Source organism: Streptomyces abikoensis (assembly GCF_014648775.1).
In the GTDB taxonomy this organism is placed as follows: domain Bacteria; phylum Actinomycetota; class Actinomycetes; order Streptomycetales; family Streptomycetaceae; genus Streptomyces; species Streptomyces abikoensis.
In genome coordinates this window covers 484,324-498,574 of record NZ_BMRT01000001.1, presented here as the reverse complement: position 1 = coordinate 498,574, position 14,251 = coordinate 484,324, and the positions used below count along the sequence as shown (strand labels likewise).

Genomic DNA, 14,251 nt, shown 5'->3' with positions numbered 1-14,251 from the left:
CCGCCCACCGGCGCATGGTCACAGCGCCGACAGCTCGGCCACCAGATCGTCCAGCCCCAGCGAACCCTGCGACAGCGCCGCCATGTGCCAGGCCTTCGCGTCGAACGCGTCCCCGTGCCGCTTCCGCGCCGCCTCACGGCCCGTCAGCCAGGCCCGTTCGCCGAGCTTGTAGCCGATCGCCTGCGCCGGCATCCCCTGGTAGCGCACCAGCTCGCTGTCGACGAAGTCCGCCGGGCGGCCGCTGTGCATGCCGAAGAACTCCCGTGCCAGCTCCGGCGTCCAGCGCTCCCCGGGGTGGAAGGGGGAGTGCTCGGGGATCTCCAGCTCCAGGTGCATGCCGATGTCGACGATCACCCGCGTGGAGCGCATCATCTGGGCGTCCAGATAGCCCAGCCGGCGCTCGGGGTCGGTGAGGAAGCCCAGCTCGTCCATGAGCCGCTCCGCGTAGAGCGCCCAGCCCTCGCAGTTGGCGCTGACCATGCCGACCGTGGCCTGGTAGCGGGAGAGGCGGTCAGCGACGTGCGTCCACTGCGCCAGCTGGAGGTGGTGGCCGGGCACGCCCTCGTGGTACCAGGTCGACACCAGGTCGTACACCGGGAAGCGGGTCTCGCCCATGGTCGGCAGCCACGTCCGGCCCGGGCGGGAGAAGTCCTCGGACGGCTGGCTGTAGTACGGCGCCGCCGCGCCGCCCGGCGGGGCGATGCGGGACTCGACGCGCTTGACGCGCTCGGCCAGTTCGAAGTGGGTGCCGTCCAGCGCCTCGATCGCCTCGTCCATCAGCTCCTGGAGCCAGACCCGCACCTCCTCGACGCCCTCGATGTGGGTGCCGTGCGCGTCGAGGTGGGCCAGCGCCTCCCACGGGGTCTTGGCGCCCGGCAGGATCTTCTCCGCCTCCACGCGCATCTCGCCGAGTATCCGGTGGAATTCGGACCAGCCGTAGGCGTACGCCTCGTCGAGGTCGAGGTCGGTGCCGTTCCAGTAGCGGGACCAGCGGGCGTACCGCTCGCGGCCCACGACGTCCGGCGCGCCCTCGACGGCCGGGGCGTAGACGTCCCGCAGCCAGTCGCGCAGCTCGACGAGGCCGCCCGTGGCGGCGAGCGCCGACTCCGCCAGCTCGGCGCGCAGGTCCTCGGGCCCGGCGGCGACGAAGTCGCCGAACCAGCCCGCGCCGGTGCCTATCCACTCCGTCAACTGCCCCAGCACCGTGGTCACCTGGCGGGGGCCGCCGAGCAGCCCCCGCGACAGCCCCTCGGCGAGGGAGGCGCGGTAGCCCTCCAGGGCCGCCGGCACGGCGCGCAGCCGCTCGGCGACGGCCGACCAGTCGTCCTTGCCGTCGAGCGGCATGAGGGTGAACACCTCGCGCACCGCGTGCAGCGGCGAGTGGATGTTGCTGACCGCGCGCAGGTGCTCGCCCGCGTCGTGCACGGCGAGTTCGGCGGTCAGCCGCTCGCGCAGCAGCCGGGCGCAGCGCCGCTCGCCGTCGCTGTCCCCGCCGGGCCGCGCCTCGGCCTCGGTCAGCGCCGCCAGGGTGGCGCGGGCCAGGTCGGCGACGGCCGCCTGACCCTCCGGGGAGAAGTCCGGCAGCCGCCGGGAGCTCTCCGCCAGGCCCAGATAGGTGCCGGTGATCGGATCGAGCTCGATGAGAGCGCTGACATGGGCGTCGGCGACCTGACGGGGCAGCGGTGCGCTGGTGGTGTTCGGCATGCGCCCATCCTCGTACGCGCGGTACCGCCGCGTCACCGGTTTTTCCCGCGACGGACGGCCGGTCAGCCGCCCGTGGCGCGGCGTACGGTCGTCGAACGCGCCGGGGCGGCCGGGGGCCGGGCGGCGAGGCGGGCGGTGATGACGAGGGTGCCCTCCTCGACCTGGTAGTCCAGGGGCAGTTCGAGGGCGCGCATGGCGGCGACGACCCCGGTGTTGGAGGCGGTCGTGACGGCGTAGACGCTCGCGCAGCCCGCCTCGGCGGCCATGGCCACCAGCCGGCGCAGGAGTTCGCCGCCGACCCCGCGCCGCTGCCAGGCGTCCTCGACGAGCAGCGCCACCTCGGTCTCGTCGCCGTCCCACAGCAGATGTCCCAGCGCCACCAGCCGTCCGCTCGTGGTGTACGCGGCCAGGGTGCGGCCGAAGCGGGGGCTCAGCAGGTGGTGGAGATAGCGGTCGGTGTCGCCGACGGGGCCGTGGTAGCGCTGGGAGAGCGTCGCGGGGGAGCAGCGTTCGTGCATCTCCCGGGCGGCGTCCAGGTCGCCGGTGCCGGCCCGCCGGACGGTGATCTCGCCGCCCTCGGGCAGCGTCAGCACATCACCCGGGCGCACCGCGCGCGGGCCCAGGCGGGCGTCGAGCTCGACCAGCGCGCGGGCGCGGGCGAACTCGGTCGGGGTGAAGGGCAGATACGGGCGGTCGATGGTGATGGCGCCGCCGGAGGGGTCGCGCAGCCGCATCACCGTTCCCTCCCACAGCCCCTCGTCGGGCACGGAGGGCACGGACCCGCCGGCGGCGCCGGAGCCGGCGGCCGGTATCGAGCGGATGGTGCAGCGGCCCAGCAGCCGGCGCAGGGCGAGCGGCAGTTCGGCGGCGTCCAGGGCGGTGCGGGTGGCGAGGTGGAGGACCCGGGTGGGGACGTCCACCAGGTCGTGGGCGTCGGCCCGCTCCAGCCAGGTGTCCCGGCCGCCGCCCTCGGCGGCGGCCCGGGTGAGCTCGGTGGGGCTGAGCGCGGCGGGGGCGCGCAGCAGCAGTTCGTCCACGGTGCCGTCGCCCAGCGGGTGGGTCTGGAGGGACAGTATGTCGACGCCGAGGTCCGCGAGGGCCAGGCCGAGGGCGGCCAGGCTGCCGGGTTCGTCGCGTACGGTCGTCCGCATCCGCCACAGCGTCGTGGCGCCGCCGGGGCGGGCGGCCGGCGTGGCGGCGTCGGGGGCCGCTGCCGGGGGTGTGGCGGCCGGTGGCGCGTGGCCCCGGCGCCGGGACCACCAGGTGTGGAAGCCCGCCGTGGCCAGCAGCGCCCCGGCGGAGGCCCACAGCAGGACCGGGCCGTCGGGGCCGTGGACGACGGTGTCGGCGACGGAGTCGGCGATGGCGACCGCGGCGAACAGGGCGGCCACTTCCACCAGGTCCCGGCGCCAGTGGTGCCGGTGGGAGCTCTTCGCGATGGTCTCGTCGGTCATGCCGCCACCCTGGCGGAGCGGTGTTGCCTGATCACGAACACCCTGTGTCCGATGAGTAAAGGACCTTTCTGTTCGCTTCTGTGCCCGCTGGGTTAATTTTCCTGATGTTTACGCGCCAAGGTCGCGTTACGCGCCAAGGTCGCGCAGCGCGTCCTCCACCCCGCGGTGGAAGGTCGGGTAGGCGTAGATCATGTGCCGGAGCGTGGTCACGGGCACCTCCGCCTGGACCGCCACCGCCAGGCCGTACACCACCTCGCCGCCCATGGGGCCCATCGCCGTGGCGCCGACCAGCACCCCGCGCTCGGCGTCCGCGACCAGTTTGACCATGCCCTCGTTGCCCGCCTTGTGGATCCAGCCGCGTGCCGAGTCCGGCACCTTGGACAGCCCCGTGCGCACCCGCAGCCCCTTGTCGCGGGCCTGCTTCTCGGTCAGGCCCACCGCGCCGACCTCCGGGTCGGTGAAGGTCACCCGGGGCAGGGCGCGGTAGTCGGCGTCCGGGCCGCCCTGGCCGAGGATCTCGCGGAGCACGATGTCCGCCTCGTACATCGCCACATGGGTGAAGGCCCCGTGCCCGGTCACATCGCCCAGCGCCCACAGCCCCGGCGCCACCCGCATCCGGCCGTCCGTCGGCAGCGCCTTGACCGACGGGTCGAGGCCGACGGTGTCCAGCCCGAGCCCGGAGAAGTCCGCGCGGCGGCCGGTGGCCACCAGCAGCTGATCGCCCGTCAGCTCCGTGCCGTCCGCCAGCTCCAGCACGAACGCGTCGCCGTCGTGCCGCACCCGCTCCGCCCGGGTGCCCGTGCGGAGCGTCAGCCCCTCGGCGCGCAGCACCCCGGCCAGCAGCTCGCCCGCCTCCGGCTCCTCGGCGGGGATCAGGTCGTCCATCGCCTCGACGACGGTGACGCGCGACCCGAACCGGGCGTAGACCTGCGAGAGCTCCACGCCGATCGCCCCGCCGCCCATCACCAGCAGCGAGCGCGGCGGCTCCTTCGCGGCGATCGCGTCCCGGTTCGTCCAGTACGGCACGGAGTCGAGGCCCGGCACCGGCGGGATCTGCGGCTTGCTGCCCGTGGCGATCACGATCCCGCGCCGGGCCTCGAAGACCTCGTCGCCGACCGCCACCTTTCCCGGCCCGGCGAGCCGCCCCCGGCCGCGCACCAGCCGCCCGCCCTTCCCGGTGAACCGGTCGGCGGCGACCCGGTCGTCCCAGTCGTCGGTGGCCTCGTCCCGGATCCGGGCGGCGACCGGGGCCCAGTCCGCGTCGACCCGCGCCGAGCCCGCCATGCCGGGGATCCGGCGGCCCTCGGCCAGCAGGTTCCCGGCGCGGATCATCATCTTGCTGGGCACACAGGCCCAGTACGGGCACTCTCCGCCGACCAGCTCGGCCTCGACGCCCACCACGGCCAGTCCGGCCTCCGCCAGACCGCCCGCGACGTGCTCGCCGCCGGGGCCCATCCCGATGACGACGACATCCACCTGTTCGGCCATGGCACCGCACCTTCCTCGCGAGGGGTGAGACCGCCACCATCCCACCGCGCCGCGAGGGCGTCACTGTCCGACGCGCCCCGGTTGGAGCACCTTGGTGAACAGCACGCCGCCGGTCTCGCTCCGCAGCCGCACGGTCAGCTCGCCGCTGTCCCCGTCGATGGCCACCTCGCCGAAGAACTGGCTGTCCTGCCCGGGCGGGACGTTCGCCGTCGCGGGTGCCTTGACGAAGGGCTGCTCCGGCCCGAAGGTGCCGTCCAGCTTCACCGCCGGGAAGCCGCCCGCGTTCAGCGGGCCCGAGACGAACTCCCAGAACGGCGCGAAGTCCTTGAACGCCGCCCGCTCCGGGGCGTAGTGCTGCGCCGAGGTGTAGTGGACGTCCGCCGTCAGCCAGAGCGTGCCCGTGATCCGCTGGTGCTTGATGTGCCGCAGCAGCTCGGCGATCTGGAGCTCACGGCCCAGCGGCGCGCCCGGGTCGCCCTGCGCGACCGCCTCGAAGTTCACCGGCCCGTCCGTGACCACCAGCCCCAGCGGCATGTCGGAGGCGATCACCTTCCACACCGCGCGGGAGCGCGACAGCTCCCGCTTGAGCCAGCGCAGCTGGCGCTCGCCCAGGATGCCCTGGGCGTCGTCGGGCCGCCGGTTCGGCGAGTTGGCGTTCCGGTAGGTGCGCATGTCCAGGACGAAGACGTCCAGCAGCGGGCCGTGGCGCAGCACCCGGTGGACGCGTCCGTCGGCGTCGGGTGTGAGGGTGGAGAGGGGGAAGTACTCGGAGAACGCCTTGAGCGAGCGCGCGGAGAGGACGTCCGCCCGCTTCTCCGTGTACCGCGCGTCGTCCAGGAGCTGGCCGGGGTACCAGTTGTTGTGCACCTCGTGGTCGTCCCACTGCACGACGGTGGGCACCTGGGCGTTGAAGCGCCGGAGGTTCGTATCGAGCAGGTTGTAGCGGAACGCGCCCCGGAACTCGGCCAGGGTCTCGGCGACCTTCGACTTCTCCTCCGTGGTGATGTTCCGCCAGGTGCCGCCGCCGGGCAGGGCCACGGTCGCGGGGATGGGGTTGTCGGCGTAGATGTTGTCGCCGCTGCACAGGAAGAAGTCGGGGTCCAGGCGGCGCATGTGCTCGAAGATCCGGTAGCCGCCCCGGTCGGGGTTGATGCCCCAGCCCTGCCCCGCGAGGTCGCCCGACCAGAGGAACCGGACGTCCTCGCGGCGCGTGGAGGCCGTGCGGAACGAGCCGTACACCGGACGGCTCGTGCGCCGGGGGTCGTCGGGGTCGGCGAGGACCACCCGGTAGTGGACGCGCTCCCCGGCGGGCAGGCCGCGCAGGGCCGTCCGGCCGGTGAAGTCCGTGCCGGGGCCGACCACCGGCCCGGTCCAGCGACGGACGTTCCGGAACGACTCGGTCGCCGAGGTCTCCACGATCATCCGGGCCGGACGGTCCGAGCGCACCCACACCAGCCCCGACGAGGCCGTCACATCACCGGCCTGTACGCCCCAGTCGGCGCTCGGCCGTCCCGACAGGAGCTGCGCCGGCGCGGACGAAGCCCGTGCGGGCAGCGCTTGTGCGGGTGTCGCCCCCGCGAGCGGCGGCAGGGCGGCCGCCCCGGCGGCCGCCAGGGAACCCCGCAGCACCGACCGCCGCCCGACCCCCGAGCCGCCGTATGCCTTCGTCATCGATCGAAACCTCCTGTGCCCGGCCGATGACTCGTTCATCAGCGGTTCCCTCAGTGGTCCCGTTCCTACCGGGGCGAGGTGCCCGGCAGTCGAACACGCCGTGAACGGCGTTCAGCGCGAGGTGTCCAGGGCGACGCGGGCGACGAGCGCCGGGTCGTCGTTCATGGGCACGTGGCCGCAGCCGGGCAGGCGCACCAGCCGGGCCCCGGGGATCAGCTTCTTCGCCCGCACCCCCTGGCGTCGTAGGAGCAGCCGGTCACGGGTGCCCCAGGCGACGGTGACCGGCACGTCCGGCACGTCGTGGGCGTACAGCAGCGAGCGCCCGGCGGCCAGGGTGGCTTCGAATCCCGTCGCCTCGCGCAGCGCCCGGGTCTCGGCGACCAGCGCGTCGGGCGAACGGCGGCCCGGCCGGGCGTAGATGGCGCCGACCAGCGCGGCGCGGCCCGCCGCCGTCCGGGCCATGCGGGCCACCGTGGGCTCGGGCAGCCGCTCCGCGCCCGTCCGCAGCGCCCGCAGCACCGCGTAGGCCCAGAGGCGCTCGCCGGGGGTCCAGAATCCGGCGGGGGAGAGGGCGGTGACGGACCGGACGAGCTTCCGGTGCCCCAGCTCCAGGGCGATCAGGCCGCCGAGGGAGTTGCCCACGACGTGCGGCCGGTCCAGGCCGAGGGCCTCGAAGAGCGCGCCGAGGACGGGGACCACGCCCTTGAGGTCGTAGGAGATCCCGCCGGGCAGCCCCGGGGAGAGCCCGAAGCCCGGCAGGTCGACGGCGATGACGTCGTGCTCGGCGGCGAGCAGGCCCACCACCGGGTCCCAGACCTGGAGATGGTGGCCGATCCCGTGCAGCAGGACCATGGGCTCCCCGCCGCCGAGGCGTTCGTACACCACCGTGGCCGTGCGCGGTCCGGAGGGCGTGTCGACGGGAAAGGAGATCTTCTCGGCCATGGGGCGGCTCCTCGTCATCCGTGGGGCGACATACCGAGACAGGATGTCAGCAACGGTTACCGCTGGGTAGAGCGTGGACGCGATCTCCGGCCGCCTCCAGCCGTCTCCGGCCGGGAGCAGCCATGAGAGCAGCCGGTGAGACCCGGTTCACGTGGACAATCACCGCCCCCCTCGGCTGGGATGAGGAGGTGAACGCAACGGATCCCCTGCTCGACGTCTTCGAGGAACACCGCGCCACCCTGGGAGGGGTGGCGTACCGGATGCTCGGCCGGTTCGCCGACGCGGAGGACGTCGTCCAGGAGGCGTGGCTGCGCTGGTCGGCGGCGGACCGCGAGGACGTCCACGACCCGCGCGGCTACCTCGTGCGCGTCACCACCCGGCTGGCCCTCGACCGGCTGCGCCTGGCGCACACGCGGCGCGAGACGTACGTGGGGCCGTGGCTGCCCGAGCCCGTCGCCACCGACTTCGGCACGACCGTCCCCGACACCGCCGAGCGGGCCGTGCTCGCCGACACCGTCTCCCTCGCCCTGCTCGTCGTCCTCGAATCCCTCTCCCCGCTGGAGCGCGCCGTCTTCGTCCTCCGCGAGGCGTTCGGCTTCCCCTACGCGGACATCGCCGAGGTCCTCGACCGCTCGGAGGCGGCCGTGCGGCAGCTCGCCGGGCGGGCCCGCCGTCATGTGGCCGAGCGCAGACCGCGCTTCGACGTCGACGCCGCGCGCCGCCGCGAGCTCACCGAACGGTTCCTCGCCGCCGCGACCGGCGGCAGCGTCGAGGACATGCTCGCCCTCCTCGCGCCCGGCGTCCGCCTCGTGGGCGACAGCGGCGGCAAGGCCAAGGCCCCGCTGCGCGTGCTGGAGAGCGCCGACAAGGTCGCCCGCTTCCTGCTCGGCGTCGCCGCCAAGCCGCTGCCCGACCCGGAGCTCCGCGTCGTCGAGGTCAACGGCGGCCCGGCGCTGCTGGTGCTGTCCCGAGGACTGCCGGACAGCGTCGTCAGCGTCGAGACCACCGACGGGCTCATCACGGAGATCCACGTCATGCGCAACCCCGACAAGCTGACGGGGGTGCTGCCCTGACGCCCCGGCCGGGGCGCCGGGGCGGGCCGGGGAGCGGCTAGAGCCCGCCGGCCACGCGCAGCACCGCGCCCGTGGTGTACGACGCCTCCGGCGACAGCAGCCACGCCACGGCCCCGGCGACCTCCTCCGGCTCGCCGGGGCGGCCCATCGGTATCCCGTCGGCCTTGCGCCAGGGGCGATCGGGGTCGCCCATCGAGGCGTGGATGTCCGTGACGATCATGCCGGGCTGGACGGAGTTGACCCGTATGCCCTCGGCGGCCAGCTCCTTGGACAGGCCCACCGTCATGGCGTCCACGGCGGCCTTGCTCGCCGCGTAGTGGACGTACTCGCCGGGGCTGCCGAGGGTGGCGGCGGCCGAGGAGATGTTCACGATGGCGCCGCCGTGCCCGCCGCGGCTCGTCGACATCTCCAGCGCCGCCCGCCGCGCGCAGATCAGCGCGCCGGTGACGTTGACGTCGACCACGCGGCGCATCTGCTCCACGGGGGTCTCCGTGAACCGGCCCAACAGCCCGGTGATCCCGGCGTTGTTGACGAGGCCGGTGACCGCGCCGAGCCGTTCCTTCACCGTCTCGAAGAACGCGTCGACCTCGCTCTCGACGCTGGTGTCCACCTGGAGGGCGAGAGCCGCCACGCCCTCCGCGCGCACCGCCTCCGCCGTCTTCTCCGCGGCCTCCGCCGAGCGTTCGTAGCCGATGGCCACCGCGTGCCCCGCGCGCGCCAGCCGCAGCGCGACCGCGGCGCCGATGCCCCTGCTCGCTCCGGTGACCACCGTGACCTGGTCCGGGACCTGTCGCATCGTCCGCCCCCTGCCGTTCCGTCGCTTGCCGTTCCGTCGATTTCGGCCGACTCGTACTGGTGATCAACAACCGTATCCGACGGTATCGGAAGGCACTGACAGTGGCCGGTTCGCGACGCCATTGGTCTTGACCAAGTACGCCCACCGCCCTATGGTCGCAGGCATACTGCAACAACCTTTAATAAATAAGCGCGCGAAAAGCCTTTGCGGAGGGTCAGGGTGGGGAGTACGCAGCTGGAACCGGTGCCCGAGCCGAAGTACTGGCACCTGAAAACCGTCCTCAGCGACGCACTGGACTCGGAGTTCGCGGTGGGGGAGATCCTGCCCAACGAGCGTGAGCTCGCTGCCCGTTTCGGCGTCGCCCGGGCCACGCTCCGGCAGGCGCTGGAGCAACTGGAGCTCGAAGGCCGGCTGCAGCGCCGGCGCGGCGTGGGCACCACCGTCGCCCCGCCCCGGATGGGAGTCGCGGTCACCGACACCGAGCACTCCTGGCCCGGCGCCCCGGGCGACGCCTGGCAGCCCGTCGACGCCGGCGAACAGACCCCGCCGAGCGCCGTGGCACGGCTCCTCGACATGGATCCGGCCACAGCGCTGCACACCGTCCGCCGCACCCGCAAGACGCGCGGCCAGCCGGTCGCCACCGAGGTGCTGTACGTGCCCGCCGCCGGCGTGCCCGGCCTCGCCGCCGACGCGCCGCCTGCCGGGCCGGCCCGCGCCCACGCCGTGCTGCGCGAGCTCCAGCGGCTGCGGCTGGAGGGCCAGGACCAGGCCGTGGAGCTCGGCTCGGCCCGCGCCGACGACGCCAAGCAGCTCGACAGGCTGCCCGGTTCACCCGTCCTCGTCGTCACCACGCGCTACTTCTCGGGCGGGCGCACCGCCGCCGTCGCCGTGGCCACCTACCGCGCCGACACCTGCCGGCTGACCTTCGGGGACGCCACGTCCCCCGCCGTCCAGCTCCTGGCGGGCTGACGCACCGTCAACCACGGCTCGCCGGGCCGCCGGTCACCGCCGGGCGGTGACCGTGCTCTCGACCGCGAAGAGCTGCTTCTCGACGTGGTCGAGGGCCAGGCGCAGTGCCCCCGTGGCCACCGCCGCCTCGCCCAGCAGCGACTGGGCCACCAGCGGCGGCCGCAGGCAGTAGCGGGCCAGCCGGGTGCGCAGCGGCTCCAGGATCCCGTCCAGGCCGGCGGCCCAGCCGCCGACCACGACCAACTCCGGGTCCAGCGCCAGCACCAGCGCCGCCACGTCGTGGACGAGCCGGCGCAGATACCGCTCCACGGCGGCCCGCGCCCGCTCGTCCCCGCGCTCCGCGAGCGCGAACACCTCGGCCACCTGGGCCTCGTCCAGCGGGTGCAGCGGTTCCCCGGTGGGGGAGAGGACCTCCTCGGGGGTGGCCTCGCGCCCCAGCAGATGCAGCGCGCCGATCTCCCCGGCCGCGCCCCCGAAGCCCCGGTGCAGCCGCCCGCCGATCAGCGCGCCCGCCCCCGGGCTCAGCCCGGCCAGCACGAACACGACGTCGTCGGACTGCCGGGCCGCGCCCTTCCAGTGCTCGGCCACGGCGGCCGCGTTGGCGTCGTTCTCCACCAGCACCGGGCAGCGGAACGAGCGGCGCAGCCGCTCCCCGAGCGGCAGCCCCGTCCACCCGGGCAGCGCCGTGCCCAGCCGTACGGTGCCGTCCGCCTCCACGATGCCGGGGGTGGCCACGCCCACCGCCCGCAGCGAATCGCCGGGCACGCCCGCGCGCTTGAGCAGATCGGTGACGGCCACCCGCACCCGCTCCAGGCGCTCGTCAGCCGACGCCGTCGCGGAGACCTCCACATGGGCCGAGCCCATCACCCGCCCGCCCAGGTCCGCCATCAGCGCGGCGACGCGGTGCGGGCCGATCTCCACGCCCAGCAGATGCCCGGCCTCCACCCGGAAGCGGAACCGCCGGGCGGGGCGGCCCTGACGGCGCGTCGCGCCCTCGTCGACGGCCGCCTCCACCACCAGACCGGTGTCGATCAGCCCTTCGACCACGCCTTCGACGGTCGGCCGGGACAGGCCCGTCACCTTGACCAGGTCCGTGAGCGTGGGGGCCTCGGCGGCGCGCAGCGCGTGCAGCACCACGGCCGAATTGATCCGCCGCAGCAGCGACGGATCCCCGCCGGTGAGCCGCCCCACGTGCCGCCTCCTAGCTTTGCGCGCCCTTTGCCGGACGGATCGTAGCCGGTGGGAGGGCGAGGGGCGAGCGTCAGCCCCCGGTCACGGCGGACCGCAGCCTTCCGTACTCCTCCGCCATCCGCGGCAGCGTCCAGTGCGCGTTCAGCCCGCTGGGGTTCGGCAGCGCCCAGATCCGCGTGTCACCGATCGTCCGCTCCTGCGGCCCGATCTTCGCCCGCTTGTCGCCGAAGGCGACGCGGTAGGCGGTCACACCGGCTATCGCCAGCCACTTCGGCCGCAGCAGGAGGACCTTCTCCTCGAGGAGCTGCCCGCCCTCGCGGTATTCCGCCTCGGTCAGCTCGTCGGCCCGCGCCGAGGCCCGGGCCACCACATTGGTGATCCCGAGCCCGTACGCGAGCAGCTCGTCCTGCTCCCCCGGGGCCAGCCGGCGCGGCGTGAAGCCGGAGGCGTGGAGGACCGGCCAGAAACGATTGCCGGGCCGGGCGAAGTGATGGCCCGTGGCGGCGCTCACCAGCCCGGGGTTGATGCCGCAGAACAGGACGTCGAGGCCGGCCGCGACCACGTCGGGGACGAGGCGGTCGCGGGCGGCCTCCAGCTCTTCGCGAGTCGTCATCCTCAGAGGATGGACCCCGGAGCGTAGGCGGCGGCCTCCGGGTACCGCTTGCCGATCTCCTCGATCCGGGAGACCACGGTGGCGACCTGGTCGCCCGCCGCGCCCGTGAAGGACAGCTTGTCGGCCATCAGCGCGTCGAGCCCGGCGCGGTCCAGCGGGATGCGCTCGTCGGCGGCCAGCTTGTCCAGCAGCTCGTTGCGCTCGGCGCCCTGCTCGCGCATCGCCAGCGCGGAGGCCACCGCGTGCTCCTTGATGACCTCGTGGGCGACCTCGCGGCCGACCCCGGCCCGCACCGCGCCCATCAGCACCTTGGTGGTGGCGAGGAAGGGCAGGTAGCGGTCCAGCTCACGGGCGACGACGGCCGGGAAGGCGCCGAACTCGTCGAGGACGGTCAGGAACGTCTCCAGCAGGCCGTCGAGCGCGAAGAACGCGTCCGGCAGCGCCACGCGGCGCACCACGGAGCAGGAGACGTCGCCCTCGTTCCACTGGTCGCCCGCCAGCTCGCCGGTCATCGACGCGTAGCCGCGCAGGATCACCATCAGGCCGTTGACGCGCTCGCAGGAGCGGGTGTTCATCTTGTGCGGCATCGCGGACGAGCCGACCTGGCCGGGCTTGAAGCCCTCGGTGACCAGCTCGTGGCCGGCCATCAGGCGGATCGTCTTGGCGAGCGAGGACGGCGCGGCGGCCAGCTGGACCAGCGCGGTGACGACCTCGTAGTCCAGGGAGCGCGGGTAGACCTGGCCGACGGAGGTGAAGGCGTGGGCGAAGCCGAGGTGCTCGGCGGTCCGGCGCTCCAGCTCCGCGAGCTTGGCGGTGTCGCCGCCGAGCAGGTCGAGCATGTCCTGGGCGGTGCCGACCGGGCCCTTGACGCCGCGCAGCGGGTAGCGCGCGAGGAGCTCCTCGGTGCGGGCGAAGGCCACCAGCAGCTCGTCGGCGGTGGTCGCGAAGCGCTTGCCCAGCGTGGTGGCCTGCGCGGCGACGTTGTGCGAGCGGCCCGCGACGACCAGCTCCGCGTGGTCGGCGGCCAGCTTGCCGAGCCGGGCCAGGACGGCCACGACGCGGTCGCGGACCAGCTCCAGGGAGAGCCGGATCTGCAGCTGCTCGACGTTCTCCGTGAGGTCGCGGGAGGTCATGCCCTTGTGGACGTGCTCGTGGCCGGCGAGGGCGTTGAACTCCTCGATGCGGGCCTTCACGTCGTGCCGCGTGACCTTCTCGCGCTCGGCGATCGAGACCAGGTCGACCTGGTCGAGGACGCGCTCGTAGTCGGCGAGGGCGGCGTCCGGCACCTCGATCCCCAGGTCCTTCTGCGCGCGGAGCACGGCCAGCCACAGCCGGCGCTCCAGCTTCACCTTCTGTTCGGGGGACCACAGCACGGCGAGCTCGGGGGAGGCATAGCGGCCGGCGAGGACGTTGGGGATGCGGGGCTTTGCAGTCACGTGACCGAAGTCTACTGGCGGTTCGCGCAGACGGACGCCCCGCCCCGGTTTGTGGCTTGCTACGAGAGCGCTGCCGCTGGGCCTGCCACGGGGGCCGGTCGCGAGACCGGCTACGACAGGGCCTCGTACGGCAGCAGCTCGGCGCGTTTGGGTGGGCGGCCGTCGCCCGAGGAGCGGCCGGTCAGCCGGCGGCCGATCCACGGGCCCAGGTGTTCCCGGGCGAAGCGGGCGTCGGCCGCGCGGCGGGCGGTCCAGCCGGGGCGCGCGGCCGGGGGCAGGGGCGCCCGCCAGTCGGACTCCGCCGGGTGGCCCAGCGCCTGCCAGACCGCCTCGGCCACCCGCCGGTGCCCCTCGGCGTCGAGGTGCAGCCGGTCCTCGGCCCACAGCCGGGGATCGCCCAGGACGTCCGCGCCGAAGAGGTCGACGACCAGCGCGCCGTGCCGCTCGGCCAGCTCGTCGACGAAGCCGAAGAGGTGCTCCATGCGCGGCCGGAACCGCTCCAGCACCGGCCCCCGGCGACCCGGGCTGCGCATCAGCACCAGCTGCCGGCAGCTCGGGGCCAGCCTGTCCGCCGCCTCGGCGAGGCGGGCGCAGACGAGGTCCACGTCGCACTTGGGGCGCAGGACGTCGTTGAGTCCGCCCACCAGCGTCACCAGGTCCGCGCCCATGGCGGCCGCCGGGCCGGCCTGCTCGTCGGCGATCTGGGCGATCAGCTTGCCCCGCACCGCCAGGTTCGCGTAGCGGAAGCCGGTGGTCCGGGCCGCGAGCCGGGCGGCGAGGAGATCCGCCCAGCCCCGGTAGGAACCGTCCGGCAGACCGTCGGACATGCCCTCGGTGAAGGAGTCGCCGACGGCGACGAAGCTCGAGTACGGCTCGGGGTGCGTGTACGTGGCATTCATCGACATGGCGGGGCG

General features: G+C 74.2%; 12 protein-coding genes. 2 read left to right on the top strand and 10 right to left on the bottom strand.

Annotated features, from left to right (window positions below; genetic code table 11):
* Nucleotides 1-18: 18 nt before the first annotated feature.
* From IE096_RS02155 to IE096_RS02135, 5 genes are all read right to left on the bottom strand, one after another.
* Nucleotides 19-1,704, bottom strand: a complete 1,686-nt coding sequence (locus tag IE096_RS02155; protein ID WP_189447766.1) for a DUF885 domain-containing protein — start codon at nucleotides 1,702-1,704, stop codon at nucleotides 19-21.
* A gap of 62 nt (nucleotides 1,705-1,766) precedes the next feature.
* On the bottom strand, nucleotides 1,767-3,158 hold the full coding sequence (locus tag IE096_RS02150; protein WP_189447764.1) for a GNAT family N-acetyltransferase: 1,392 nt from the start codon (nucleotides 3,156-3,158) through the stop codon (nucleotides 1,767-1,769).
* 126 nt (nucleotides 3,159-3,284) lie between these two features.
* The gene (locus tag IE096_RS02145; RefSeq protein WP_189447762.1) at nucleotides 3,285-4,646 is read right to left on the bottom strand and encodes a dihydrolipoyl dehydrogenase family protein; all 1,362 of its coding nucleotides are present in this window, start codon (nucleotides 4,644-4,646) and stop codon (nucleotides 3,285-3,287) included.
* A gap of 60 nt (nucleotides 4,647-4,706) precedes the next feature.
* Nucleotides 4,707-6,317 carry an alkaline phosphatase D family protein gene (locus tag IE096_RS02140; protein WP_189447761.1) on the bottom strand — a complete coding sequence of 537 codons (1,611 nt, stop codon included), beginning with the start codon at nucleotides 6,315-6,317 and terminating at the stop codon, nucleotides 4,707-4,709.
* Between the two features lie 111 nt (nucleotides 6,318-6,428).
* Nucleotides 6,429-7,259, bottom strand: coding sequence for an alpha/beta fold hydrolase (locus IE096_RS02135; RefSeq protein ID WP_189447759.1), 831 nt, complete (start codon nucleotides 7,257-7,259; stop codon nucleotides 6,429-6,431).
* A gap of 188 nt (nucleotides 7,260-7,447) precedes the next feature.
* On the opposite strand from IE096_RS02135, the gene sigJ reads away from it, so the two are divergent.
* On the top strand, nucleotides 7,448-8,332 hold the full coding sequence (gene sigJ / locus IE096_RS02130) for an RNA polymerase sigma-70 factor (RefSeq protein WP_268248272.1): 885 nt from the start codon (nucleotides 7,448-7,450) through the stop codon (nucleotides 8,330-8,332).
* Nucleotides 8,333-8,369: 37 nt separating this feature from the next.
* Here sigJ and IE096_RS02125 read toward each other — a convergent pair whose 3' ends face one another.
* Nucleotides 8,370-9,128: an SDR family oxidoreductase gene (locus tag IE096_RS02125; protein ID WP_189447755.1), complete on the bottom strand. Its 759-nt coding sequence runs from the start codon at nucleotides 9,126-9,128 to the stop codon at nucleotides 8,370-8,372.
* Between the two features lie 219 nt (nucleotides 9,129-9,347).
* Between IE096_RS02125 and IE096_RS02120 the strand changes: the two genes are divergently transcribed.
* Entirely contained in the window at nucleotides 9,348-10,097 is a 750-nt protein-coding gene (locus tag IE096_RS02120; protein WP_189447753.1) for a GntR family transcriptional regulator, read from the top strand.
* Between the two features lie 33 nt (nucleotides 10,098-10,130).
* On the opposite strand, the gene IE096_RS02115 is transcribed toward IE096_RS02120, so the two are convergent.
* The 4 genes from IE096_RS02115 to IE096_RS02100 all read right to left on the bottom strand — a co-directional run bounded on the left by IE096_RS02115 (nucleotide 10,131) and on the right by IE096_RS02100 (nucleotide 14,242).
* Nucleotides 10,131-11,288 carry an ROK family transcriptional regulator gene (locus IE096_RS02115; RefSeq protein ID WP_189447751.1) on the bottom strand — a complete coding sequence of 386 codons (1,158 nt, stop codon included), beginning with the start codon at nucleotides 11,286-11,288 and terminating at the stop codon, nucleotides 10,131-10,133.
* Nucleotides 11,289-11,358: 70 nt separating this feature from the next.
* Complete coding sequence (mug, locus tag IE096_RS02110; protein ID WP_189447750.1) at nucleotides 11,359-11,901, bottom strand: G/U mismatch-specific DNA glycosylase; 543 nt, start codon at nucleotides 11,899-11,901, stop codon at nucleotides 11,359-11,361.
* Between the two features lie 2 nt (nucleotides 11,902-11,903).
* A complete protein-coding gene (gene purB / locus IE096_RS02105; RefSeq protein WP_189447748.1) occupies nucleotides 11,904-13,337 on the bottom strand; it encodes an adenylosuccinate lyase in 1,434 nt (477 codons plus the stop codon).
* A 110-nt stretch (nucleotides 13,338-13,447) separates the two neighbouring features.
* Nucleotides 13,448-14,242, bottom strand: a complete 795-nt coding sequence (locus tag IE096_RS02100; RefSeq protein ID WP_189447746.1) for an SGNH/GDSL hydrolase family protein — start codon at nucleotides 14,240-14,242, stop codon at nucleotides 13,448-13,450.
* Nucleotides 14,243-14,251 lie beyond the last annotated feature (9 nt).

Coding starts and splice junctions, on each gene's coding strand:
- IE096_RS02145 (WP_189447762.1), bottom strand. CDS start 4,646: ATGGCCGAACAGGTGGATGTCGTCGTCATCGGGATGGGCCCCGGCGGC.
- IE096_RS02135 (WP_189447759.1), bottom strand. CDS start 7,259: ATGGCCGAGAAGATCTCCTTTCCCGTCGACACGCCCTCCGGACCGCGC.
- IE096_RS02125 (WP_189447755.1), bottom strand. CDS start 9,128: ATGCGACAGGTCCCGGACCAGGTCACGGTGGTCACCGGAGCGAGCAGG.
- IE096_RS02155 (WP_189447766.1), bottom strand. CDS start 1,704: ATGCCGAACACCACCAGCGCACCGCTGCCCCGTCAGGTCGCCGACGCC.
- IE096_RS02150 (WP_189447764.1), bottom strand. CDS start 3,158: ATGACCGACGAGACCATCGCGAAGAGCTCCCACCGGCACCACTGGCGC.
- IE096_RS02100 (WP_189447746.1), bottom strand. CDS start 14,242: ATGTCGATGAATGCCACGTACACGCACCCCGAGCCGTACTCGAGCTTC.
- mug (WP_189447750.1), bottom strand. CDS start 11,901: ATGACGACTCGCGAAGAGCTGGAGGCCGCCCGCGACCGCCTCGTCCCC.
- IE096_RS02140 (WP_189447761.1), bottom strand. CDS start 6,317: ATGACGAAGGCATACGGCGGCTCGGGGGTCGGGCGGCGGTCGGTGCTG.